This is a genomic window from Bifidobacterium sp. ESL0800, assembly GCF_029395355.1.
GTDB lineage: Bacteria > Actinomycetota > Actinomycetes > Actinomycetales > Bifidobacteriaceae > Bifidobacterium.
Genome location: NZ_CP113913.1, coordinates 2130655 through 2154971, shown reverse-complemented (window position 1 = coordinate 2154971; position 24317 = coordinate 2130655). Strand labels below are relative to the sequence as shown.

General features: G+C 57.5%; 19 protein-coding genes and 1 pseudogene. 1 reads left to right on the top strand and 19 read right to left on the bottom strand.

The window, feature by feature from the left end; genetic code table 11:
* Window positions 1-107: 107 nt before the first annotated feature.
* The 17 genes and pseudogenes from OZX75_RS08160 to OZX75_RS08085 all read right to left on the bottom strand — a co-directional run bounded on the left by OZX75_RS08160 (window position 108) and on the right by OZX75_RS08085 (window position 19083).
* Complete coding sequence (locus tag OZX75_RS08160) at window positions 108-1799, bottom strand: NAD(P)/FAD-dependent oxidoreductase (protein WP_277146139.1); 1692 nt, start codon at window positions 1797-1799, stop codon at window positions 108-110.
* 571 nt (window positions 1800-2370) lie between these two features.
* A complete protein-coding gene (locus OZX75_RS08155) occupies window positions 2371-2685 on the bottom strand; it encodes a DUF2469 domain-containing protein (RefSeq protein ID WP_277143495.1) in 315 nt (104 codons plus the stop codon).
* Window positions 2682-3920: a GNAT family N-acetyltransferase gene (locus OZX75_RS08150; protein WP_277146138.1), complete on the bottom strand. Its 1239-nt coding sequence runs from the start codon at window positions 3918-3920 to the stop codon at window positions 2682-2684. Before OZX75_RS08150 ends, OZX75_RS08155 begins: the two co-directional genes overlap by 4 nt.
* 403 nt (window positions 3921-4323) lie before the next feature.
* Complete coding sequence (gene gatB, locus OZX75_RS08145) at window positions 4324-5823, bottom strand: Asp-tRNA(Asn)/Glu-tRNA(Gln) amidotransferase subunit GatB (protein WP_277146137.1); 1500 nt, start codon at window positions 5821-5823, stop codon at window positions 4324-4326.
* A gap of 24 nt (window positions 5824-5847) precedes the next feature.
* Window positions 5848-7386: an Asp-tRNA(Asn)/Glu-tRNA(Gln) amidotransferase subunit GatA gene (gatA, locus tag OZX75_RS08140; RefSeq protein ID WP_277146136.1), complete on the bottom strand. Its 1539-nt coding sequence runs from the start codon at window positions 7384-7386 to the stop codon at window positions 5848-5850.
* Window positions 7386-7685, bottom strand: a complete 300-nt coding sequence (gene gatC / locus OZX75_RS08135; RefSeq protein ID WP_277146135.1) for an Asp-tRNA(Asn)/Glu-tRNA(Gln) amidotransferase subunit GatC — start codon at window positions 7683-7685, stop codon at window positions 7386-7388. The genes gatA and gatC overlap by 1 nt, the downstream gene beginning before the upstream one ends.
* Before the next feature lie 219 nt (window positions 7686-7904).
* Window positions 7905-8906, bottom strand: coding sequence for a zinc ribbon domain-containing protein (locus tag OZX75_RS08130; RefSeq protein ID WP_277146134.1), 1002 nt, complete (start codon window positions 8904-8906; stop codon window positions 7905-7907).
* 115 nt (window positions 8907-9021) lie between these two features.
* A complete protein-coding gene (locus tag OZX75_RS08125; protein ID WP_277146133.1) occupies window positions 9022-10212 on the bottom strand; it encodes a zinc ribbon domain-containing protein in 1191 nt (396 codons plus the stop codon).
* 399 nt (window positions 10213-10611) lie between these two features.
* Entirely contained in the window at window positions 10612-11556 is a 945-nt protein-coding gene (locus tag OZX75_RS08120; protein ID WP_277146132.1) for an ABC-2 transporter permease, read from the bottom strand.
* Window positions 11553-12620, bottom strand: a complete 1068-nt coding sequence (locus OZX75_RS08115) for an ATP-binding cassette domain-containing protein (protein WP_277146131.1) — start codon at window positions 12618-12620, stop codon at window positions 11553-11555. The genes OZX75_RS08120 and OZX75_RS08115 overlap by 4 nt, the downstream gene beginning before the upstream one ends.
* 124 nt (window positions 12621-12744) lie before the next feature.
* On the bottom strand, window positions 12745-12984 hold the full coding sequence (locus OZX75_RS08110) for a hypothetical protein (protein ID WP_277146130.1): 240 nt from the start codon (window positions 12982-12984) through the stop codon (window positions 12745-12747).
* A gap of 615 nt (window positions 12985-13599) precedes the next feature.
* Window positions 13600-14619 carry a zinc ribbon domain-containing protein gene (locus OZX75_RS08105; RefSeq protein ID WP_277146129.1) on the bottom strand — a complete coding sequence of 340 codons (1020 nt, stop codon included), beginning with the start codon at window positions 14617-14619 and terminating at the stop codon, window positions 13600-13602.
* A gap of 113 nt (window positions 14620-14732) precedes the next feature.
* On the bottom strand, window positions 14733-15932 hold the full coding sequence (locus OZX75_RS08100; RefSeq protein WP_277146128.1) for a zinc ribbon domain-containing protein: 1200 nt from the start codon (window positions 15930-15932) through the stop codon (window positions 14733-14735).
* Window positions 15933-16086: 154 nt separating this feature from the next.
* Window positions 16087-16410, bottom strand: a complete 324-nt coding sequence (locus OZX75_RS08715; protein ID WP_525930294.1) for a TrmH family RNA methyltransferase — start codon at window positions 16408-16410, stop codon at window positions 16087-16089.
* Window positions 16399-16878 (bottom strand): annotated as a pseudogene (locus OZX75_RS08710) (RNA methyltransferase); the annotation flags it as partial. The gene OZX75_RS08715 and the pseudogene OZX75_RS08710, both read right to left, overlap by 12 nt.
* Before the next feature lie 208 nt (window positions 16879-17086).
* Window positions 17087-17737, bottom strand: a complete 651-nt coding sequence (locus OZX75_RS08090) for a type I phosphoribosyltransferase (RefSeq protein WP_277146126.1) — start codon at window positions 17735-17737, stop codon at window positions 17087-17089.
* The gene (locus tag OZX75_RS08085) at window positions 17734-19083 is read right to left on the bottom strand and encodes a DNA recombination protein RmuC (protein ID WP_277146125.1); all 1350 of its coding nucleotides are present in this window, start codon (window positions 19081-19083) and stop codon (window positions 17734-17736) included. The genes OZX75_RS08090 and OZX75_RS08085 overlap by 4 nt, the downstream gene beginning before the upstream one ends.
* 133 nt (window positions 19084-19216) lie before the next feature.
* Here OZX75_RS08085 and OZX75_RS08080 point away from each other — a divergent pair, with 133 nt between their 5' ends.
* Complete coding sequence (locus OZX75_RS08080) at window positions 19217-20149, top strand: hypothetical protein (RefSeq protein WP_277146124.1); 933 nt, start codon at window positions 19217-19219, stop codon at window positions 20147-20149.
* Between the two features lie 235 nt (window positions 20150-20384).
* Here OZX75_RS08080 and clpB read toward each other — a convergent pair whose 3' ends face one another.
* Both clpB and OZX75_RS08070 read right to left on the bottom strand, forming a co-directional pair.
* Window positions 20385-23018 (bottom strand): ATP-dependent chaperone ClpB, encoded by a 2634-nt coding sequence (clpB, locus tag OZX75_RS08075; protein ID WP_277146123.1) that lies wholly within the window; start codon window positions 23016-23018, stop codon window positions 20385-20387.
* A 418-nt stretch (window positions 23019-23436) separates the two neighbouring features.
* Window positions 23437-24252 (bottom strand): fumarylacetoacetate hydrolase family protein, encoded by an 816-nt coding sequence (locus tag OZX75_RS08070; RefSeq protein WP_277146122.1) that lies wholly within the window; start codon window positions 24250-24252, stop codon window positions 23437-23439.
* Between the last annotated feature and the right edge of the window lie 65 nt (window positions 24253-24317).

The window sequence follows — 24317 nt, the reverse complement described above, 5'->3', positions numbered from 1 at the left end:
AGCCTGACTTAATCGGAACAACGAAAACGCAAAAGGCGAACGACCCTTGTGGATCGCCCGCCTCAAGCATGAAACCGGGTATTCTGAAAAATCAGAACAGTCAGTGGCTATTTTTCCTCATGATAGGACTTTTCGGTATTGACGCTCCAGACGTTCTTCTTGTCGGCGCGGCCGGACTTGATATTGCTCACGGCTTCCATCGCGCTGGCCATGGAGTGGTCCTGGTTGTTGTAGCGGTGCTGGCCGTTGCGGCCCACGCAGTAGAGGTTACCGAACTTGTCGAGCCAGTCGATCAGCTGCGGCATTTCGTCGTAGGTGTCGAAGTAGGCGGGATAAGCCTTCTTGACATGCTCGCGGTGGGAGTCCAAGACGTCCTCGGGGCCGTTGATCACGCGCATGCGGGTGAGCTCCTTGATGGCGAACTTCGTGGCTTCTTCGTCCGAAAGGTTCCAGAAGTCGTCGCCCTCCTCGCAGAAGTACTCGAGGCCGACCCACACGGTGTTGTCGACATCCTTGACCAGGTACGGACTCCAGTTGTTGAAGATCTGCACACGGCCGACCTTGTAGCCCGGGTCCTGCACGTAGATCCAGCAGTCCGGCACAATCGGCGGGTTGCCGAGCGTCTTCATGTCCGTCGTGTTCTTCAGGCGGAGGTGACCAACCAAGAGGCCGACGGTGACGAAATCACGGTACGGCAGGCCGTTGGCGATACGCTTCATATCTGCAGGCACGTCTTCCGAAGTCGTGACGACTTCCTTGGAAGCGGCGGTATCAGCGGCATCCGCAGCGTTCGAACTATCGCCGGCGTTTGCGGCTTCGTCCTCTTTCGCGGCCCTGTCGATGGCGTTGACCAAGTCCTTGACGGGCATGGACGAGATGAAATCGTCCGCCTTGAGCTCGGTGCGTGCGCCCTTGTCGTCGACGTAGATCACCGAAGCAATCGAACCGTCGGCCTTCTGCTTGAATTCGACCACGTTCGCGTCGGTGATGACCTTGCCGCCATTATCGACGACCTGGCCCTCGACGATCTCCCAGAGCTGGCCCGGGCCGAGCTTCGGATACCAGAACTCCTCGATCAGCGAGGTCTCCACCTGGCTGGAATCGCGCTTTTTCGGCCTCATCTTGGCGATCGCGTTCTTCAGCACCGTAATCACGGACAGGCCGCGCACGCGCTGGGCGCCCCAATCCGCCGAAATCTGCGAAGGCGTGCGACCCCACACCTTGGTGGTATAGCCTTCAAAGAACATCGAGTAAAGCTGACGGCCGAAACGATTGATATAGAAGTTCTCGAGATTGTCTTCCGGCAGCTTGTGAATCATCGACCAAAGATAGCTGAATCCGGCCTTCAGCGTCAGCTTCAGACCCAACGCCTTGAACAGGCCCGGGGAAAGCGAAATCGGATAGTCCAGGAAATGCTGGTTCCAGAAGATACGCGAGACACGGTGACGCTTGAGCATCACGACATCGGTCTTCTCCGGATCCGGGCCGCCGGGCTCGAGGTCGTGGTGACGGCCGAGCTTCTTGTCGTCATACGAAGGCGCACCCTGCAACGGCATGATGTTCTTCCACCAGTCCATCACGCGGTCGTCCTTCGAGAAGAAACGGTGCCCGCCGATATCCATGCGGTTGCCGTTGTGCTTCACCGTGCGCGAAATACCGCCGAACTCGCGCGTCGCTTCCAAAACGGTCACATCAAACTTGTCGGCGCCGCCGTCCTTGAGCAGTTCCCAAGCCGCCGTCAGACCCGCAGGCCCGCCACCGATAATCACCACAGACTTCTTGCCAGCATCCTCAGCCACAACAGCCTCCCAAAAAAATCCTTATTTTGAAGCCAATACGCCTCATACGCAAATCATCACCAGCCTACACGAAAGCACAAACCAGCCCAACCAATGTCTAAAAACATACACGAACCATCTGCATGTTCGCTGAAAACTCGCACCACTGATCAGTGATACAACTCACGGTGGGTGAAAAGATATACCTTATTCGGGACGCTCCTTGGCCGCTCGGCCGTGTCTTACGCCCGAACAAGGCATATCTTTCCGCCCACCTCCAACAATCAGCTATCCACAGCGAGTCAAGTCTATAACAGCTTATTTTTTATCCGCTTAAAAGTGCCTCAGAACTTCGACATCGAAACAATTGCTCTCCGAAAAGATTCTAAGGTTGAGGTCTGGGAGCCGGAGATATGCGTTGCTCGACCGTAAAGACTTGGCCTGAGCAAAATTGGAAATTTTGCCTTCGCGCTCGATACATCGCGCTCACTTCACCTACGAAAAGCCCACAGGGCTTTTCGCTTAACGGTTCAGCCCGGAGCGTCCCAAGGGAAATATGTTTCCCTCCCAGACCGTCATAAGCAACAAACAATCAAGCCAGAGAATCGGGAATATCGATGTCGGACTTCTGCACTTCCTCTACGTTGACATCCTTGAACGTCACAATCCGCACGTTCTTGACGAAGCGCGACGAGCGGTAGACATCCCAGACCCACGCATCCGTAAGCTGCACGTCGAAATAGACATCCTGCCCGGCGGAACGCACGTTGAAATCCACCTTGTTGGCCAAGTAGAAGCGCCGCTCCGTCTCCACGACGTACGTGAACAGCTTGATGACGTCGCGGTACTCCTTGTAAAGTGCCAGCTCGGCGTTCATCTCGTAATCGTCGAGATCTTCAGCGCTCACTGAACGCTACCTCCTGATTTGTCGTTTTTCGAAACGGACGTCTTGTCGACGTCGCCTTTTTTCTGACTGCCGTGACCAAGACTACGCCACCAGGCCTTTTTCGATTTCTTGCTTTGCGTGGCGGAAAACGGCCATGACGTTTCATCGGAATCATCACTCTTACGCTTCTGCTCAGGATACTCCGAGCTTTGCCGTGCCGATGCCGATAAGGAATCATCACCACGAGCAGTTGCCATATCCGCTGCTCCGGATATGGAATCGACAGCTGCAGAGGCCTCGTTAGCCACAGATTGGCTTTCGACGACTCCGGCATCGTCATGTTTACGCTTCGCTTTTTGGCCGTTGCCTTCTCCACCGTTTCCCTGTTCCGCGAGATTTCCGCTGGTCTCCCCGCAACTGGCATCAGGACTTGAAACGACGTCTTTGTTTTTCCGATTCTTGTGCTGCTGGATTTCGATGGAATGCTCGCGGGCGGCCATCGCCTCTTTGACGCCGGGATTGCCTTCGATGACATGCATGCCGAAAGCATCCAACGAATGAATCGGGTCATACTCGTCTACCAGGGTGTCGAGAACGATGAGGTCCTGATATTTGCCAATCGAGGCGTCCCACAGCGAATCGCGGGACGTGCCGGACTTGATGAAGCCCAACGATTGATAGACCGAGAGGGTACGGGTGCTTTTCTCCGGCACCGCCACCCAGATACGGTGCATTCCCAAACCCACCGGGGTGGAGGCAAACCCGTAGGTCATCACGCGCGGCATCGCGTCGCGCGAATAGCCGCGGCCACGGTAATCCTTGCCGAGCATCACCTGGATACGGGCCGAACGTGCCCAGCCATCGATATCGATCAGGAAGATCATGCCTATGACATTGTCGGTCTCCTCAGCATCGATTTTGCCGTCGGCGTCATGATCCGAATCGGTCAGAATGGTCCAGGCCATCGTGCGCCGGGCCTCGGGATCACCGACTCCGGATTCCGATGCGGCAACGCCGTTGACCCATGCCACGGAACGCTTGACCCAGGCCTGAACGACGGCGCGCTCGGACTGCTTGTCTTTGCCGGTATCGCCGGAAGCGTTGAAATAGACCTCAAGCTGATCGAGCCTCGGCAGATCGTCAAGGGTGGCGGGGCGCAGATGCACCATCTCGCCACGAATCTCCGGTATGACAATACGTTCCGGCAGCTGACGCGGCGTTGCATCCTCTGCGGGAATTTCGGAGTTTTCAGACATAGTCACTCACCCTCCAACGAACTCGAGACATACCCTTATAAGGATAGTGTATTCGTCTGACGGATGGAAGAGAATCACAACCCCGACCTTTTCGTCTGACACCCGAATCTTGGCCGATCTTTTATTGCGCTACACCCGCCATATAAAAAATCTGCGTCCAGACAACGATAAAACATCGTCCGAACGCAGATCTTATCGGGTTCAGACCAGCAGAATCTCGCGATTTTGCCTTCGCGCTCGATACATCGCGCTCACCGAGCCTACAAAAGCCCACTGGGCTTGGGCTGCAAGAAGCTCACGCACCAAGCTGGAACTCACACGCAAACCAGAGGTTTGCCTTCGCACTCGATACATCGCGCTCACTGAGCCTACGGGGAACCCACTGGGTTCCCCGCTTAGCGGCTCAGCCTTTCATTTTCTTGATGACCAGAGCGCTGACGGCCTTGGCGTCGGCCTGACCGTGGGTGGCGCGCATGACGGCACCGATGATGGCGCCCATCGGCTTCATGTTGCCGCTCTTGAGCTTCTCGGCCACATCGGGATTGGCGGCAAGCGCCTCGTCGACAGCCTTCTCGAGCGCGCCATCGTCGGAGACGACCTGGTAGTTGTGCTTCTTGACCACCTCATCAGGCGTGCCCTCGCCGGCCAGAACGCCGGTGACGGTCTGCTTGGCGAGCTTGTCGTTGAGCTTACCCGCGGCGACGAGCTTCTCGACCTCGGCCACATCGGCCGGGGTGATCGGCAGCTCTTCAAGCGACAGGCTGCGCTCGTTGGCGACGCGTGAGATCTCGCCGAGCCACCACTTGCGGGCGCCGGCAGCCGAGGCACCGTCCTTGACGGTCTCCTCGACCAGGTCGAGCGCGTCGGCGTTGATCAGGTCGCGCATCTGCAGATCGGTCAGGTTCCATTCCTTCTGCAGGCGGGCACGACGCTCGCGCGGCATCTCCGGCATGGTCTTGGCGATCTCGTCGATGTGCTCCTGCGTGATGTGCAGCATCACGAGGTCGGGATCGGGGAAGTAACGGTAATCGTTGGCATCGGACTTTACCCTGCCGCCAGCGGTGGTCTGCGTGGCCTCGTCCCAGTGGCGGGTCTCCTGCAGAATCTCGCCGCCCTCGTCGAGGATGGCCGCCTGACGGCGAATCTCGTACTGCAAGGTCTTCTTGATGCCACGGAACGTGTTGACGTTCTTGGTCTCCGAACGAGTGCCGAGCTTGGTGGTGCCCTTTTTGCGCAACGAGATGTTGACGTCGGCACGCATATTGCCCTGCTCCATGCGGCCGTGGGAAATGCCCAAGGCACGCACGATGTCGCGGATGGCGCGCATGTAGGCGTCCGCGATCTCCGGAACGCGGTCGCCGCCGCCCTCGACGGGCTTGGTGACGATCTCGATCAGCGGGACGCCGGCGCGGTTGTAGTCGACCAGCGAGTGGTCCGCGCCCTCGATACGGCCGTCGGCGCCGCCCACGTGGGTGTTCTTGCCGGCGTCGTCCTCGATGTGTGCACGCTCGATCGGCACGCGGAACGTGCTGCCGTCGTCCAGCTCGACGTCGAGGTAGCCGTTGCCGTTGGTCGGCTTGTCGAACTGCGAGATCTGGTAGTCGCGCGGCATGTCCGGGTAGAAGTAGTTCTTGCGGGCGAACTGGCTCCACTCGTGGATCTCACAGTGCAGCGCCAGACCCAGCTTGATCGCGAAGTCGACGGCGGTCTTGTTGACCACCGGCAGACTTCCGGGCAGGCCGAGGCTCACCGGGCTCAGCTCCGTGTTCGGCTCCGCGCCGAACTCCTCGTGCGCCGGGCAGAACAGCTTGGTCTGCGTGCACAGCTCGACGTGGGTTTCCAGACCGAATACCGGGTCAAATTCCTTGACGGCATCGGAATACTTCATCAATTTTTCAGCCATGATTTGTTTCTCCTTGCCGTCCGATTACTTTGCGCTCTTAAGCCACGGGGTCTTGAGGCTCTGCCAGACCGGGCCGCCCCACTGCTCCTCGAGAGCCGCCTCGAGCGCGGCCGCGGGCTTGTACATCTGCTCGTCGTGCTTCTGCGGGGCCATGAACTGGAAGCCCACGGGCAGACCGTCGTCGGAAAGGCCAGCGGGAATGCTCATCGCGGGGGTGCCGGCCATGTTCGCCGGAATCGTGGCGATATCGCTCATATACATCGTCAGCGGGTCGTTCATCTTCTCGCCGAACTTGAACGCGGTGGTCGGGCTCGTCGGCGCAACCAGCACGTCGGCCTTCTCGAACGCCTTGTTGAAGTCGTCGATGATCAGGGTGCGCACCTTCTGCGCCGAACCGTACCACGCATCGTAGTAGCCGGCGGAAAGGGCGTAGATGCCAAGGATGATACGACGCTTGACCTCGTCGCCGAATCCGGCCTCACGAGTGTAAGCCATCATGTTGGCGGCCGTCTGCGGCACACCTGCCGGCGGCATCACGCGCAGGCCGTAGCGCATGCCATCGTAGCGGGCCAGGTTGGAGCTGACCTCGGACGGCATGATGATGTAGTAGGCTGCGAGCGCGTAATCGAAGTGCGGGCAATCGACCTCGACCACTTCGGCACCCATGTCTTGCAGAAGCTTGACCGCTTCATTGAAACGGGCCTCGACACCGGGCTGATAACCATCGCCGCCGAGTTGCTTGACAAGTCCGACCTTCATACCCTTGAGGTCGCGCTTGTAGCCTTCGCGAGCAGCCTTGACGATTGGCGGAACGTCCATCGGAATGGACGTGGAATCACGCACGTCGTGGCCGCCGATGATCTCCTGCAACAGCGCGGAATCAAGCACGTTGCGCGAGACCGGGCCAATCTGGTCGAGCGAGCTCGCCATAGCGATCGCACCGAAACGGGAGACGCCGCCGTAGGTGGGCTTGACGCCGACCGTGCCGGTCAGGCTGCCGGGCTGACGAATCGAACCGCCGGTATCGGTGCCGAGCGCAAGCGGGGCCTCGAATGCGGCGACCGCGGAAGCGGAACCACCGCCGGAGCCACCGGGGACGCGGGAGGTGTCCCAAGGATTATGGGTCGGGCCGAACGCGGAATGCTCCGTGGAGGAACCCTGTGCGAACTCATCGAGGTTGGTCTTGCCGAGCAACGGCATGCCCGCGGCCTTGAGCTTGGTGATGACCGTGGCGTCGTACGGCGGGATCCAGCCTTCGAGAATCTTCGAAGCGGCGGTGGTCTCGATGCCCTTGGTGACAATCATGTCCTTGATGGCGATCGGCACACCGGCGAGCTCCGGCAAGCCCTCGGTCTCGCCCGCGGCGTTCTTCTTATCGAAGGCGTCGGCCTGAGCGCGCGCCTCGTCAGCGGAAATATGCAGGAACGCATGAATGTCCGGCTCGGCGACATCGATGACGTTCAGCTCGGCATCGACCAGCTCGCGGCTGGAAACTTCCTTGTTGCGAATCTTCTCCGCCATCTGGGCGGCGGTAAGCTTCACCAATTCGTTTGCTTCGGCCATCAGGCTTCACCTCCGAGAATGCGCGGTGCCACGAACATACCGTTCTCCGTGGCCGGGGCTCCGGCGAGCGCGTCCTCGCGGCTCAACGGCTTTTCGGGAACGTCGGGGCGCAGATACGCCTCGAGCGGAACCGGGTTGGCAGTGGGTTCGACGTCGTCGGACGCGACCTCCTGCACCTTGTTGATGGAATCGGCGATGACGTTCAACTCGCCTTGCATGCGGGTCGCTTCCTCGTCGGTGAGCGCAATTTGGGCCAATTGCCCCAGATGCTCGACTGTATCTCTTGTGAAAGTAGGCATAATCTCAATTGTATGAGTCGTCTGTGACGTTCAGGTGACGTGATGCGGGTGCCAATGCCGCCCACCAAACCTGGCGACGCCTAATATGCTTTTCGTGATTGCCATCAATCAGGCAATCCATCTAGGAACAAAGATGATTCTGCCGGGAAAGCGCACGCAACCCTATGATGTCGCCATAGACGGTCACGCATTACGAGTTCTGGCAATGCATTCAACTGTCTAGTATTGTGGGGCTTCTAGATAGAATTCCATCTTGCCTTGCATATCGGCTTCATCGCCAGCATCATCATCGTCGGAACCATATTCGTCATCCATCAGATTGCCGGATTCCATCTCGACGCCAAAACGTTGCTTGCTCTTGTCATCAGACTTTTTCGTCGACCACACGCCACTGCGCACACCGCTGTTGTAAACGCCATAGCCGCCTTTCCAACCGAACACCAAAGAATGGTCAGCGCCCACTTTCATCGTGAACTCATGGGGGCCAGACGACTTGGCACCAGCATTCCTGACGACTACGCGCCAATCGCCCACAATCCCCTTTCTAGGCATTGTCAAAGTAATGGATGAGGGTTGGACCACCTTTTCGTTGTTATCGGAAAAGAGGTTGGGCTGCTTGGCGTGGGGAAACTTCAGATCGCCAACATGGTAGGTGGCGCTGCCGCCGGCGAAATCAGGCTTGCCCAGCTTGCCGTCGATGATATCGATGGATCCGGTGCCGACCGACGTATGCAACGAGGCTTTGCCGTCCTTGCCGACGGAGACGGCGATAAGCGTGATATCCGCCCCCCTCGTTTTCATATGAAGGGACCATTGCCCGACCGGATATTCGGATTGCGCAGCGCTGTCGTTCACCCCGCTTTTGGCCGTCGGACGGGTCAGGAAGAACGCGCCAAGGGCGATGACCACCACTGCCACCGCAGCAATCGCCACGATGATGAGGTTGCGGTGTTTGCCCTGAACAGACGTCTGGGCAGAAGCTCCCGTAGGAGGAAGGCCCATACCAGGAGCGGCAGATTTGGATTCCGCCGCGCCAAGCGTGTCAGGAGCGAACCCCGCCATGACGGGCTGAGAGGCTGGTGGGGCTTGCGTCGTCGACGGCATGGGAGGCATGGCCGACGGCTGCTGCAGTGGCGCTGTCTGGGGTGCCGGTGCGCCGCAATTGGCACAGAACCGGACACCGTCATCAATCCGCGCCCCGCAATGCTCACAGAATTTCATGGCTTTCCCTTTTCTCTTTTCATTGTCCGTCTATATGTTTTGGTCAGACTCAATTACGTCTCGCCGTTCAAACGGACGACCAGCAAACCGCCGCCACCGCCCGGTAGGCAACGGCTTAATGGTTGCTTGGAACCTCAAACGTGTACTGAATGTCGGATGGATGCTGTCCGGACACTTTATCGAAAAGCCCACCGTCATCCATCGACACCAAGTACGCCTTTTGGCCAGGGGTATCGCTTTTCACCGGTTTCCACGTGCCGGTTCGCGTTTCGTCGAAATCGGGCATCTGGTCTTTTACCTGCTTGACAGAACTCTGCTCAACCGAGCCATCCTCGTCGCCGTCAAGATAAGCGTCGTCTTCTTCGGAATCGTCGTCGTAATCGTCATCGTAATCGTCGTCACTATCTTCGTCGTCGTCCGTATCTGTAGAGTTCCAGCCGTAGCTCCACCCCATGGTGAACTTATGATCGTCCTTCACCGTCATACCAAACTCGCACTGCACGCCATTGGATTCCTGAATCGCCAGATACCAGTCCCCCGTCGTTCCCTTCTTAGGCACATCGATGGTGACATCCGACGCGGCGATTTCCTTGTCGCTCAGATAGCTGTCAAAGGGATCGCCGAGGAAATGCGGCTGTGGACGCGATACGGCGAGATTCTTGACGGTGTATTCGACGCTATCGTTACCACCGTTAGTCGCTGCCTTGCTCAACTTGCCGGAAAATAGCTTCACTCCGGACGCGAGGAGCGCGATATCGCCCTGCTCATCCACATTGACCGACAGCGTCTTCCAGCTCGCGTCTTTGAGTTTCGCGCGCAGAGCCCATTCGCCGGCCGGATATTGCGCTTGGGACAACGGCTTGGTCGGCGTATTTACTGCCGAAGATGCGTCCGATGAATGGGCGGCACCTGAATTCGAGCGCGAGCGAATGAACAGGACCGAGGCAAGCGCCAACACGACCACCACCACGGCAGCGACAATCGCGATAACGATGTTGCGCTTGGAATGGGAAACCTTCGCAACCGGCTGGTTCGGCGACGCCAAACCACCGGCGGCAGGTCCAAACGTTTCGGAAGAACCGGACAAGACAGGAGGATAGCTTGGATTACCCGCCTCCGCATTGGTCAAAGACGTATAAGACGCGCCCGAAGCCTGCGGCGGAACAGAAGCCAGCGACGGCGACGGCGGCACAGCACCGACAGGTTGAGACGAACCGGACGTTGCGGACACAGGCACGGCACCACAGTTGGGACATGCGACGGCGCCATCATCCATCCTCGCACCACACTGGTCGCAGAATCTCATAGTTCTTCCCTATCTCTAACCGATTCTCAACGTCACTCAATATGCTCCATTTTATGTTTGAAAACGACAAAAACACACGGTTTATCTAGGCACAGTAACCGAGTATCAAAATTCGTTTGGTTGAGACAAAAGATAGGAACACATATTCAAGACGGCGGCACGGAACCTCCGGTTACCAAAATCCTAACCGGACATTCCTGCTGGAAACCGGGCATTCCTGCTAGGAAGCGTACGTTTTCGCAGTAAAAAGTATATGTTTTCTCGCAGGATTGTCTTCTTGCTCCCCAAGGTCGTGGTGCCATAAGACTTGGGAGATCTACAAATTGAAAATCCCGCACGCCGCGAATGGCAGCATACAGGACTTCCAATGAATCTGACGGTTCGGACAAAACGATGAGCTTACTTCACATCGCGACGGCTCACGACGAACGCACCGATGAGGTAGAAGACGACGGCCCACGCGATCATGATCAGACCGCTCTGCCACCAGCCGGGAACTGACCAGCCCTTGGGCAACATTCCAGCCTCGACTTCGGCAGGCTGGCCGGACAGGAAACTGTTCACCAAGCTCGACGGCATCAGCTGCGAGCACCAATAGGCCCACTGCATATGCTTCGACAAGCTGAAGATCAGGCCGAACACCGATGTCGCCATCGTGTACACCGCCACCAGCGCCACCACGCCACCGGCGGTCGAACGGATGATGGCACCCAGTCCCAGCGAGAATTCGGAGACCAGCGTGATCATCGCCGCACCGCCAAGAATGACGATAATCGGCAGCCAATGCTCCTTGCTGCCCAGCGGAGTCTGCTTGTTGCCGGCAAGTATCGCCGCAACCACACCCCAGGAAATGAGCAACATCACCAAGGAGAGCACAAACGTATGGATCGCGACTGCCACGGCCTTCGCATTCATGAACATCCAGCGACGCGGATTGACGACCAAGGCCATCTGAATCGAGGAAGTGGCGTATTCACTGGTCACCGCAAGGATGGCGACCACACCGATGAGCACAATCGAGATGGCGAGGCTCTGCGCGATACAGCTGAACACGACGGAACGCGGAATCGGGGCAGGCGTCGCCAGCAGTTTGCCTTTCGCGTCATAACGGGCTTCCTGTTTGACGCTCACAGCCAGTATCGCCGAGATGCCGACCCCAATGATGCAGGCGAGCGCCGAAAGCCACCACGTCGAGGCGACGCTGCGCAGCTTCACCAGCTCTGAACGGACGCTGCCGAGGAAGCTCAGACGGGCGCGCGACATGCTGCGGTTGACGGCGTAGCGTGCTCCACCGGCCTGAGAAGCTGAAGATATGTTCGGATTCATGGTATTGGTCTCGTTCATCGTGCCTGCTCTCCCCCGTTGACCTGCATATTGTTCATCTGCATATTCCCTGCGTTTCCGGCATTTCCGGCATTTCTGGCACCGGCACCGGCCGTGCCCTGCGGCACGTATTCAATCGGCCGCTCGCCAGGCAACTCCTTGGCGGCGTATTGCACCTGCGAATGGGTGAGCGCCATGTAGGCATCTTCGAGCGAGACTTTTTCCTCGACAAGCTCGTAGGTAATCAATTGCGCTTGGGCGAACACCTGCGCGGCGGACTTAAGGTCGGCCCCGTTGATGCGGAAGACCTCGCCTTCGCGCGGGTCGGAAGTCATACGTTGCTCGATGCGGACCTGAACTTCGGGAGCAGAAGCGAAAATGGCCTGCAACTTTTGAGGTTCCGGGGTGACTACGCGAATCGAATGGCCGGAGTGCTCGGTGACGAAATCGTTGACCGTCGTCGTCTCCAGCACCTTGCCTTGCCCGATGATGACCAGATTGTCGGCGGTCAGCGCGACCTCGCTCATCAGGTGGGAACTTAAGAGCACCGCCCTGCCCTCACTCGCGTAGAACTTGCAGAGCTCACGCACCCATTTCACGCCTTCGGGATCGAGGCCGTTGACCGGCTCGTCGAGCACGAGGTTGTGCGGGTCGCCCAGCAGCGCCGCCGCGATGGAAAGCCTCTGGCTCATACCCAGCGAGAAGCCGCCGGCCTTGCGCTTCTTGACGCTTTCCAAGCCGGTCATATCGATGACCTCGTTGACGCGGCGCTTGGAGATGCCGTTGGTAAGCGCCAATGAAAGCAGATGATTGTATGCAGAACGGTTCTTATGGGCGGATTTGGCGTCGAGCACGGCACCGACGCTTGTCATCGGAGCACGAGACTTGCGGAAGTCGCCGCCATCGATCAACACTTTCCCGGAATCGGATGAAATCAGCCCCAGCGCCGCGCGCATCGTCGTTGATTTGCCGGCTCCGTTCGGGCCGAGGAACCCGGTCACCTTGCCGTCCGGGGCGGTGAAGCTCACGCCGTCGAGCGCGGTTTTGGAACCGAATCGTTTGCTCAGATTGGTTATCTCTATCATGATTTCAAAGGTATCATGTACGCGGTGCGGTCAGCATCGACCTCGGGGATGATTCAGGGTATGTTCAGGGACAATTCAGGGTAAACCCAGGCTATTATTCGACTTCTCTTCATTTATAAGTATCTCAGCGATACGCCGCAGCTAATTTACGGCCAGTGTTCGCTTTTGTGGATTTCTCAGCATCCTCACGCTCATATCCAGCCCAAATTTCGTCAATCTTCTTACGCATTTCAGGAGTAATGGGCCGCAACTGCACTACATAATCAAGCGGCCCCTCCCATTCTCCGCTTTCATACTCAGCGGCCATCTCATCTAACTGTTCAGGCGTATAGCCAAATTTCTTCTCGATTTCTTCGCTGTCCATTAATACCTCCTTTTAATAATCCTTAAAATCTTAAGCTCCTACTTCTATCATTGTACGCTTCGAAGGCGGGGTCATGGCATGGAAAATAAGCAACTCACCACTTTTATCCGTCGACACCATTTCCAATAATCTACCCTTGCTGTCAAAACCTATCGAAGCCCATTGCCTCGTCTGCTTTCTTCTGGGGCCAGATAAGAACCGAAAACGCCACGCATGTCTCACATCGTCATCTGTTATGTCAGGATGACGTTGGTGAATTCTCGGGTCTATCACAGGATTCTCGTATGTTCCGTTCATACATCAATTACACGCGCTTTGCCTACCGTAACACAAGCCAAAACGGGTACTGTGGTCGAATGGTAGGGGTTATCCACATTTGAGGCGTGTCAAGGGTTGAGAGGCTAAATCGTCCACAGATTTATGCACAGAAACGAAAAGAGGTTCGTTGGCTATCCACTTTTAAAGGCTATACGGTCTGTTCGTGCGCCGTATCAGACAAACAAACAGACAAAATCAGTCGGAGAAACGAGCCTTGCAACACCCATTAAGGGCACAACAGCGTCTCGGGCCGCAACGGTTCGTCCATAGTCGATAGCGGGTCGGAGCGTTGGCAAATCAGTAGTTGGGCGTCTCGAAATAGAATTCGGCCTCATCAGGGTGATGATCGTCCGTCAACCCCCCAGACTCCATCGTCACGGTAAAGCGCTGCGTGTCCTTGCTCTTTGACTTGACTTTCGACCATACGCCGCTGCGAATGCCGCTGGCATGGATGCCGGTACCATCGTCCCAGCCAAAAGTGAGCGTATGATCCGCGCCCACTTTCATCGTGTATTCATCGGCTTTGCTTGATTTGTCTCCGACCACTTTGACGCTGATACGCCAATTGCCCACCACCCCTTGACGAGGCATGGTCAGAGAAATGGTCGAAGCCTGAATTTCCTTTTTATCGTCGTTCGAGAAGGAGGTACCCGAGTTGCCAACGACTTGCTTATCTTGAGGAACATTTAATTTCGTAATACGATAAGTGACGCTGTTGCCTGCCACACGAGGCTTGCCCAACTTTCCGTCGATGACACCAATGAAATCACCTCCACCAGGCGTACGCAATGATGCTTTGCCGGTCTTGTCGACGGTGACGGAAATGACCGAAGTATCCAGACCGTCCGCTTTCATGTGAAGTGACCATTTGTCCACAGGATAACCGGAAGCAGTCGCAGGAGCATTGCTTTCCGGCGTCACGCCCTTGGAACTCGGCTTGGTGAGGAAGAACGCAGCAAGGGCTATGGCAACCACGGCCACCACAGCCGCCACCACAATGATGATGTTCCGACGCTTATGGCCGTCTGACGCCCTAGCGGGCTGCCCCGGCGCAGGCGTATTGACCGGCGAACCCGGACCCTCAGCTTGCGGTATCTGCCATGCCGATGCAGGAATCTGACTCGTCCGGTTTGTCAGCCCCTGAGCAGCCGTACCCTGATCGCTTTGCGCCAGAAAGTCACCTTGGGAAGTAGCCGATGCAGGCATGGGTGGCATAGGTGGCATAGGCTGCGTCGCCTGAGCTACCGGCGTGCCGCATTGGGCACAAAACTGCGCAACATCATCCACCCGCGCACCACAGTTCTCACAGAATTTCATGGCCTTGCCTCTTTTGCTGTGCTTGATTGTTCGTTTGGCTGTTTATTGATTGGAAGCATCATCAACTGGCCGTTCGCCGTCGTGGCATTCGCATTACAAACTCGGCTTAAGGGTCAATGGTTGCTTGGAATTTCGAAAACGTATTGGGTATCGGATTTGTCATCCGGCCTGTTTGCAAAGAGCCAGCCGTCATCCATGGAAATAGCGTATGCTTTCTGGCCCGGAGTCTCGCTTCTCACCGATTTCAACGTACCGGAACGATTATTCTGGAATTTAGATGACGGTTGATCGTCGACTTCCTCGATAGAATATTTCTCGTTCGACGTTTCGTTATAGACACTCTCGTAGGCAGACTCTTCATCATCGCTGTCTTCGTAGTCGTAATCGTCTTCTGAATCACTGTCGTAGTCGTTTTCATCGGTGATGCTCCAGCCCAAGTTGACCTTGTTGCCGTCTTCCACCTTGATGTCGTATTCACACCACAGATATCCTCTTTTCAGGATGGCGAAGTACCAATCACCATTGATTCCCTTTTGAGGAACATCGATAAGCATGTTCGACGAAGCCAGCTCTTGATCGTTCAAATAGTCGAAAGGACTTCCAAGGAAATAAAATGTCGGACGGAGCGTCTTGACATGGTCAACCTTGTATTCGGTCTCATTGCCCCTGCTCGCGCTCTTGCTCAGCTCGCCGGACAGTACTTTCACTCCGGAAGCAAGGAGCGTGATACCGCCACTTTCATCGACCTTGACGGTCAACGCCTTCCAGCTGGAACCTTTGAGCTTGGCACGAAGCGTCCACTCACCTGCCGGATACTCTTTTTGCGACAGAGGCTTGGTGGGTTGGGGCGCACCTTGCGAAGTCGAAACGGCTTGTTTGGCTCCATGCGAACTCGAACGTCTGCGGATGAACAGGAACGATGCCAGTACAAGCGCGACCACCACAATTGCCACTACCGCCGCGATGATGATGTAGCGTTTGGAATGGGAACTTTTCGGGGGTTTCTGCATCCCAGGCGAAGCACCGGCAACAGCGGCAGGATTATAAGGTGCCGGTGCAACTGAAGAAGGTGCGGCATAAGTTGACTGAGGCGGTGCAGAAGGAGCAGGGACACCAGTATTGCCAGCCACGTACGAGGCCCGAGAGGATACTGCGTTCGGCGAATTCGGAGACGTCACCGACGAACGGGAAGCGAAAGATTGGGGCAAACCAGACGCAGCCGACGACAGCGATGGGTCTGACTGGGCACCACACTGAGGACAGAACGCGACACCATCTTCCATTTTCGCACCACAATGATTGCAGAATTTCATCGTTCTTCTCTTGTCTCTTTGGCGAAGGCCGACAACGCTGCCGGAAACCAATATACTAATCCTACCTCTTGTTAGACAAAAGGGACAAAACACACAAGAACGATGAGATACTTTTTATCTGGATGTATTTGGTCTCACCCAGATTCGCCAAGCCTCATCGGGTGAGATGCTGGGAAATCCAGCAGTGCATCGAGACCGCAGCGGCCGCACCGGCGTTGATCGAGCGCACCGAACCGAATTGAGAGATGTAGACCACGTCATCGGCGAGTTCGAGTGCACGCTGCGAAAGGCCGGGGCCTTCGGCACCGAAGAGCATCAGGCAGCGGTTCGGGAAACGGTAGGTTTCGATGGGCACGGCGCCGGGAATGATGTCGAGCGCGATGATGCGGGAGGCTTTGGCTTCCTCGGCGATGCGGTGGTAGCGGGCCTTGTCCACGCGGAATTCGGCCTTGGCCTCGTCAGCCTCGGCCCGCTCGATCTCCTCGGCGATTTCCTGCTTCCAGCTCGCCACCAGCTCCTCGATCGAAGGATGGTGGTCGACGTGCTGGTAGAGCTCGGTCATCAGCGCGCCTTTGCGGTTCCACTTGTGGGGGCCAACAATATGGACCTTGCGGGCGGCGAAGGCGTTGGCCGTACGCACCATGGAGCCAATGTTGAAATCGTGCGTCCAGTTTTCGACGGCCACATCGAAACCATGCCGCCCCTGTTCGTCGAGGTCGGCCTTGATGGCTTCGACCGACCAGTAGCGGAACCGGTCGAGCACATTGCGGCGGTCGCCGTTGTCGAGCAGCTCCGAATCGTAGCGCGCGTCAAAATTGGGAGACCGCGGATCGTCGGGGCGAGGTTCATTCGGGTGGGTTTCGGCCCATGGACCGACGCCGATCTCACGGAAAACCGGTTCACCGGAAGCCCGGGCCGCCACAGTTACAGGATTGGGCTCACGCATAATCAGTCAATACTCCCTTCGATTGGCGCAGCAACGCCAGCGCCAATCAGAAATGCGTTACCAATTGATTTCAAATACTTGATCTCTCTAAAATGCACATGTTTCAAATCCACATTCCCAGGGAATTCGAGACATTCAACATCATCGGAATGAGGTAGGCCGCTGTCCCCTAAGCGAACCACCGTATTGAGATTCGGTCTGCACATATTCAGCGGGCTTTCGGCGCTGCAGTTGCGTCACCACGCAACTCGTCTTCATCGAAAGCTATGACAAACGGCAGATTGCGTTCCTCACCGGAAATGGGGTTGATGACTTTGATACTGCTTGCAGCGGCATCGCCGCTGACGCCACCGATTAATGAGGCGATGGCGGCCACTTGTGCGCCCTCATGCTCCACGACGCTGAAATCAAGACTCAGCTCATTGCCGTTGCGCAAGGTGACCAGCGAAGAGGTCTGTACATACGATTTTTCAGAGAGCCAGGAGTCCAGCAATACCACACGTTTGCCTAAGATTGACGGCCCCTTAATTGACGGATAGACGAAATCCATGACGAAACCACTGAGTTCGCGCCCACGGGCATGAGCCGCATGCATCACGGCGGTCACCATCGGCACAGCGGCAGCGGTCAACGCACCGACCGCATCGAAATCGTCAAGCGCAAAACCACGGTTCTCGAGCGTATTGAGCAAGGTGTCGCCAATCAGCTCGGCACCACGATGGTCAAGGCTTACATCGAACAGCTCGCTGAACGGCTTCTTCTCGACCGCTACTTGCAAAAGCGACTGCAACTCGCCCTTGCCTTGTGCTTCATCTCCGCCCTTGCTTTCAGCTTTGGCCTCGGCTTGCTCGGCACTCATTGTTGCTCCTCCGACTCCAGATTCAGCTCGGGCGCGGTCAGCTCGCGGACGTCGGTCTTCTCGGAATCGACCATATCGACCGGGTCGATGACCTTGCTCGAATCAATCTTCTGCATTTTACGCGCAGTGACCAACACCCGCGATTCCAACGACGAGGCGAAGGCATTGTATGCCGAAACCGTGCGGGTGATCGAATGGCCGAGCTTGTTGGCTTTGTCGCCAAGAACCGCGAACCGCTCATACAACTCACGCGAAAGATCAAAGAGCATCTTGGCGTCATCGGTCAGGCTCTGCTGCTGCCAAGCGAAGGCGACCGACTTCAAAACGGCCCACAACGTGACCGGCGAGGTCAGTGCGACCTTACGCGCGAAGGCATCGTCCATCAGTGTCGGGTCGACCTTCAACGCCGCCTCAAGCAAGGCATCGTTGGGGATGAAGGCAATCACGAAATCGGGAGTGGTGTCGAAAGCGTTCCAATAGGCCTTGTCTCCCAAGGTCTTGACGTGCTCACGCAACGCCTTGGCATGGGCGGCCAGCAATTCGTCGCGGCGCTTGAGCTCGTCGTCGGAAGCGGTGTCGGGAATCTCGCAGGCACGCTGGTAATCGGAATACGGTGCCTTGGCATCGATGGGAATCGTCTTGCCGCCGGGAAGATACACCACCATATCCGGCCGCTGCACACGGCCTTCGGGATCGGTGACGACCACCTGCGTATCAAAATCGACATGCTCCAAGAGCCCTGCGGACTCCACGATGTTGCGCAGCTGCGCCTCGCCCCACGCGCCGCGTACCTTATTATTACGCAACGCCGCGGAAAGCGAACTGGTCTCCTTGTCCAAACGGGTCTGCTGGTCGTTCAACCCCTTGAGCTGCTGGCCCAAAGCACCCATCTCATGCTTGCGACCTTCCTCGATCTGGGTGACCTTCTGCTGCAAGGCGTCAAGATTCTTCTGCACAGGCGCGAGCGCGGAAAGCACCTTGCTCTGCTCGGCCATCGCCTTGGCCTGCTCCTGCCGCTTGCGCTCGGCCGCCTCACGCTCCTGCTCCTGCTGGCGCTGCACACGAAGCTGCTCGGCCTGCTGGGCTTGTGCCAACTGGGATTTGACGAACGCCAGCTGCTGGTTCAACCCGTCGCACTGAGCGCGATATTGTGCGGCTTGCGTGGTGAGCTCGCCGACCTGATGGCGAAGCTCTTCGTTTTGCGCCTGCGCCTCTTCGGCATCGGTGTTTTTGACGGTTCGCGCGGCTTCCTGCCCCTTCGATTTGCCCAGCACGAAACCGGCCACCAACCCCAGCGCCGCTGCGAGGATGACCATCACGATTGCCACTACAGGATTTTCGAACATATGTTCTATTACACAGGACGCCATGGACGAAATCCAGACACAAGGCTGTGCGTATATCTCGTGTCAATCATGGCGCCGATATGGATATCGATGCCACTTGCTGGAATGATGAAAGGGTAATCAAGGAGGAACCGTGGGATTCGACTTATTCATGGGCGGTTTGGCAGTGGTGCTCGCCGCGCTGGCAACGTGGCTCATCCTCCTCTTTTTCCGCTCGCCGACTTCGGCGCCATCACCGGTGGAGGCCGCACTTCAGGGACTACGCAACCTCGACGTTTCCGACGCCGGCATCAACACTTCTTCCGACGATAACGCCGCCAAGGGGCAGTCCAATGAGACCACGGCTCAGATTTCACACGTCTCACGCCTGCTGATACTCGCGCTGGTCCTTACCGTCATCGTGTTCATCCCCTCACTGTTAAGCCGTTTCAGCGATTCTCTGATTCCCAGCTGGCTCATCAATCCATGGGTACAGGCCATCCTGACCACCCCGGCGATGTTCTATTGCGGCTCTCCGATTCATCGCGAGGGCTGGCACGCGCTGAAACGCCATATGCCCGACGTCAATTCGCTGATTTCTCTTGGAGCCACCGGCGCCTATATCTACAGTCTGGCCATCTGCGTGGCCGGCAATCAGTTCCCCGAAGGTTCACGTCACGCCTATTTTGGTTCGGTCAACGTCATCGTCGCCCTGGCGCTGAGCATCGAGCTGCTTGAGCTTTCCATCCTGCGCGACGCCGAACGTTTCCAAGATTCGGCCACTTCATCAACAACTTCAACTTCCATCCCGGAAACTCCAAGCGATTCCATAGCCGACCGCGCATTTGCCACACTCATCGCCGGAGTGAGGAAAGTCGCCCGTTTCTCCCGCGTCTTCACGATCACCGTCATCATCATCGCGGTCTGGGCCTTCGCGCTTCTGGTGGCGTTCGGCCCGCAGCCACGGCTGGTCGTCGCGTTGTTCGGCGGTGTGGGAGTGCTGGTTGTCGCCGGTTTTATTCTCGCTATTCTCGCGGTTATCCTTATTATCAGTGGCCGCAGAAAGACACGGCATAGCAACGATTGACCCGATTAACCAGAACACGCCAACGACGTGTCGTTACAAGCATCTCCTTATCAGCATCTCGCTAAAAGCATCTCAAATAGACCGCGAACATAAGCAAAGGGCCGGACCGCTGCATTCCTGCAACAATCCGGCCTTTCCTATCAGAAAGCCATCATTCAACGGTTACCGGCGAAAACCGAAACGTCACGCCTGCTTGCTTTCACTTGCGTTGCGTTTCTGGTTTCACCGCGTCGGTTCACTCGCCGTCGTGATCCTCATCCAACGGATCCTCCGGCATCGTGCTCAGCTCGAGGTGATCGCCGCCGGTCTGGTCGACCAAAACGGTATCGCCGTCGTGAACCTTGCCACTCAGCAACATCTTCGCCATCTGGTCGCCGACCTCGGTCTGCACCAAACGACGCAACGGACGAGCGCCGTAAGCCGGGTCGTAACCGGCGTTGGCGAGCCATTCCTTCGCGGCCTTGGTGACGTCGAGCGTAATGCGACGGTCGGTCAAGCGCGAGGCGACCTGACGCACCTGGATGTCGACGATCTCGCCCAGCTCCTCGCGGGTGAGCGGATGGAAGATGACCAGCTCGTCGAGACGGTTGATGAATTCGGGCTTGAAGTGCGCATGCACCGCGTCCATCACCGCGTTCTTCTTCGCCTCATCATCCAGATCAGGCTGCACCAGGAACTGCGATCCAAGGTTCGAGGTCATGATCAGAATCGTGTTCTTGAAGTCCACGGTCCGGCCCTGCCCATCGGTCAAACGGCCGTCGTCAAGCACCTGCAAAAGGATGTCGAAGACCTCGGGATTCGCCTTCTCCACCTCGTCGAACAACACGACGGAGTAAGGGCGACGCCGCACAGCCTCGGTGAGCTGGCCGCCTTCTTCGTAGCCGACGTAGCCGGGGGCCGCACCGATCAGACGGGTCACCGAACCCTTGTCCATGTACTCGCTCATGTCGATGCGCACCATGGCCTTCTCATCGTCGAAGAGGAAGTCCGCCAACGCCTTGGCGAGCTCCGTCTTGCCCACGCCCGTGGGTCCGAGGAAGAGGAACGAACCGGTCGGGCGATTCGGGTCGGAGATGCCGGCACGCGAGCGCCGCACCGCATCTGAAACCGCCTGAATCGCTTCTTTCTGTCCGATGACGCGACGCCCAAGGAACTTCTCCATATTCAGCAGCTTCTCGTTTTCGCCCTGCATCAGACGGCCGACGGGGATGCCGGTCCATTCGGAGACGATGCCCGCCACCGAATCGGCATCCACATGGTCGGGCACCATCGGCTCGGTCTCCTGGCCGTCCGCATTCTCCTCGTCCGCAGCCTGTTCGGCCAGATCGAGCTGCTTCTGGATCGCCGGAATCTCACCGTAAAGAATCTTGCTGGCCTTCTCCAAATCGCCCTCGCGGGTAAACTTGTCGGCCTGCACCTTCTTGGCGTCGAGCTGGGCACGCAGGTCGCCGACCTTGTTGTGGCCGGCCTTCTCGGCGTCCCAACGCGACTTCAGGCCCGAAAGCTTCTCACGGGTATCCGCCAAATCGCTTTGCAGCTTCTTCAAGCGGTCCTTGCTGGCCGGGTCCTCGGCCTTCTTCAGCTGCATTTCCTCCATCTCGAGACGTGTCTCGCGACGCTGCAGCTCGTCAATCTCCTCAGGCTGCGAATCCAACTCCATACGCAGGTGCGCCGCCGCCTCGTCGACCAAGTCGATTGCCTTGTCGGGCAGCTGACGGCCGGAAATGTAGCGGTTCGAAAGCGTCGCCGCGGCTACGAGCGCGTCGTCGCCGATGGTCACCTTGTGGTGCGCCTCGTAACGCTGCTTCAAGCCACGCAGAATCGCAATGGTATCCTCAACGCTCGGCTCACCGACGAAAACCTGCTGGAAACGACGTTCCAACGCCGGGTCCTTCTCGATGTTCTCGCGGTATTCGTCGAGCGTGGTCGCGCCGATCAGGCGCAGCTCGCCGCGCGCCAGCATGGGCTTGAGCATATTGCCCGCGTCCATCGAGCCTTCGGCCGCGCCCGCGCCGACGATGGTGTGAATCTCGTCGATGAAGGTGATGATCTCGCCGTTCGCGCTCTTGATCTCGTTGAGGACTGCCTTGAGGCGTTCCTCAAACTCGCCACGGTACTTCGAACCGGCCACCATCGAGCCCAGATCAAGGCTGATGAGCTTCTTGTTCTGCAAGGTAGTCGGCACATCGCCCGCGACGATACGTTCCGCAAGACCCTCGACGACGGCGGTTTTGCCGACGCCAGGCTCGCCGATAAGCACCGGGTTGTTCTTGGTGCGGCGTGAGAGGATCTGCATGACACGGCGGATCTCCTGGTCACGGCCGATCACCGGATCGAGCTTGCCTTCCTTCGCCTGCGCGGTCAGGTCGGTGGAATACTTCTCGAGCGCCTTATAGCTGCCTTCGGCATCCGGGCTGGTGACTTTTGCGCCACCGCGCACACCGGGCACAGCCTTGCGCAACGCCGCAGCGGTCACACCGTTGTTTTTGAGAATCGTCGCGCCCTCGTTGGGTTCGGCGTCGGCGATGCCGATGAGCAGATGTTCGGTGGAGACATACTCGTCGCCCATCTGCTTCATTTCCTTCTCAGCGTCAGCCAACGCGGTGGTCAACTGACGGCTCGCCTGCGGCTGCGAAGTCGACGATCCGCTCGCGCTCGGCAGCGCGACCAACGCGTTGCGCACCGCGGCACCAATCGTCTTCGTATCGCCACCAGCAGCGCTGATCAGCCCTGTGACCACGCTGTTTTCCTGACGCAGCAACGCATCCATCACATGCAGAGTGTCGACCTGCGGATTGCCCGCAGCCGACGCGCTCTGAATCGCGTCGCCGATCGCTTCCTGCGCCATGGTCGTAAATTGTTGTTCCATGTTTTCCTCCGTTTGTTCGCCCTGTTTCCGTCGCGAAATCGTTGGAATTCCAAGGCATATTTCGTTGTCTGCTTAATACAACCGCAAACCGAGGGGTTCTATTCCCAAAACTTGAGTCTCTTCGACTCAACTTTTAGACTTCATTGTCTAGTTCCCTATACGAGATGACTCATGACGCCAATAACCGACAGATTTATCGGCACGATTCGTGACACCAAACCCATATTGGAACCTGTCTAAACCGGCAGACATGAATACACCAAACACAGAAATGGTCGGACTCGGACTCTACCGGACCAAAGAATAATAGAAACAGGCCGGCCAGCGGAATCAACTCCGCCAACCGGCCTGTCCGATACCTATACCTTCATCTATCTCGCGCATACCTTATATATACGGTACTTGCGAAACCTCGCATTCAGCCCTTGACGACCACGTTGCGCAGCGAACCGATGCCTTCGATGTTGACGATGGCCTCGTCACGCGGCTTCAACGTGCCGGAGGCGTTGGGGGTGCCGGTCATGATGACATCGCCCGGCAAAAGCGTGGCGAAGCTGGAGATTTCGGCGATCTGTTCGGGAATCGAATGAATCAGGTCGGCGGTGGTGCCGGAAGCGGCAGGGACGTCCTCGCCGTTCAAAGTGAAGGAGATCTTCGCGTCCTTCCAGTCGAGGTCGGTCTCCACCCACGGACCGAGCGGGCAGGAGGTGTCGAAACCTTTGGCTCGCGTCCACATCGGGTCGTTGCCCTGCAGATCGCGCAGCGTCACGTCGTTGACGCAGGTGAAGCCGAGCACGTAGTCCATGGCTTTGTCGACCGAAACGTTCTTGGCGATGCGGCCCATAACCACGGCAACCTCGGGTTCGAAGTTCATGTCATTGGAATAGTCGGGAATGACGATCGGATCGTCGGGGCCGATGACGGAGGTGGACGGCTTCATGAAAATGACCATCTCGCTTGGCGCATGTTCGGCGGACGACTGGCCTTTGGCGTGCATATATTGCGCGTGGGCCTCGTAGTTCTTGGCCAGGCCGTATACCTTGGAGGGGATGACCGGAGCAAGCAGGCGAACACCGTCCTCGTCGATTAAATGTCGCTGGCCGGTAGGGCCGACCGGCTGCGAGCCAAAGGGATAGCCGTCGAGCTCGACCAGATAATCCTTCTTGTCGTTCTTGTCGGTCTGCACGAAGGCATAGTGCGGAACATCGTTATAGGAGTAGCGTGCGATTCTCATGCCTCCAGCCTACGCCATCTTCCGGTCTGGGAACAGGCAAAGCAGGAAATATACCGAAAAAAATC

Excerpts from the sequence above, each read along its gene's own strand:
- OZX75_RS08150 (WP_277146138.1), bottom strand. The coding sequence starts at position 3,920 with ATGTCTGAAAACTCCGAAATTCCCGCAGAGGATGCAACGCCGCGTCAG.
- clpB (WP_277146123.1), bottom strand. The coding sequence starts at position 23,018 with ATGGAACAACAATTTACGACCATGGCGCAGGAAGCGATCGGCGACGCG.
- gatB (WP_277146137.1), bottom strand. The coding sequence starts at position 5,823 with ATGGCTGAAAAATTGATGAAGTATTCCGATGCCGTCAAGGAATTTGAC.
- OZX75_RS08125 (WP_277146133.1), bottom strand. The coding sequence starts at position 10,212 with ATGAGATTCTGCGACCAGTGTGGTGCGAGGATGGATGATGGCGCCGTC.
- OZX75_RS08090 (WP_277146126.1), bottom strand. The coding sequence starts at position 17,737 with ATGAGTGCCGAGCAAGCCGAGGCCAAAGCTGAAAGCAAGGGCGGAGAT.
- OZX75_RS08085 (WP_277146125.1), bottom strand. The coding sequence starts at position 19,083 with ATGTTCGAAAATCCTGTAGTGGCAATCGTGATGGTCATCCTCGCAGCG.
- OZX75_RS08115 (WP_277146131.1), bottom strand. The coding sequence starts at position 12,620 with ATGATAGAGATAACCAATCTGAGCAAACGATTCGGTTCCAAAACCGCG.
- OZX75_RS08070 (WP_277146122.1), bottom strand. The coding sequence starts at position 24,252 with ATGAGAATCGCACGCTACTCCTATAACGATGTTCCGCACTATGCCTTC.
- OZX75_RS08100 (WP_277146128.1), bottom strand. The coding sequence starts at position 15,932 with ATGAAATTCTGCAATCATTGTGGTGCGAAAATGGAAGATGGTGTCGCG.
- OZX75_RS08105 (WP_277146129.1), bottom strand. The coding sequence starts at position 14,619 with ATGAAATTCTGTGAGAACTGTGGTGCGCGGGTGGATGATGTTGCGCAG.
- gatA (WP_277146136.1), bottom strand. The coding sequence starts at position 7,386 with ATGGCCGAAGCAAACGAATTGGTGAAGCTTACCGCCGCCCAGATGGCG.
- gatC (WP_277146135.1), bottom strand. The coding sequence starts at position 7,685 with ATGCCTACTTTCACAAGAGATACAGTCGAGCATCTGGGGCAATTGGCC.
- OZX75_RS08130 (WP_277146134.1), bottom strand. The coding sequence starts at position 8,906 with ATGAAATTCTGTGAGCATTGCGGGGCGCGGATTGATGACGGTGTCCGG.
- OZX75_RS08120 (WP_277146132.1), bottom strand. The coding sequence starts at position 11,556 with ATGAACGAGACCAATACCATGAATCCGAACATATCTTCAGCTTCTCAG.
- OZX75_RS08110 (WP_277146130.1), bottom strand. The coding sequence starts at position 12,984 with ATGGACAGCGAAGAAATCGAGAAGAAATTTGGCTATACGCCTGAACAG.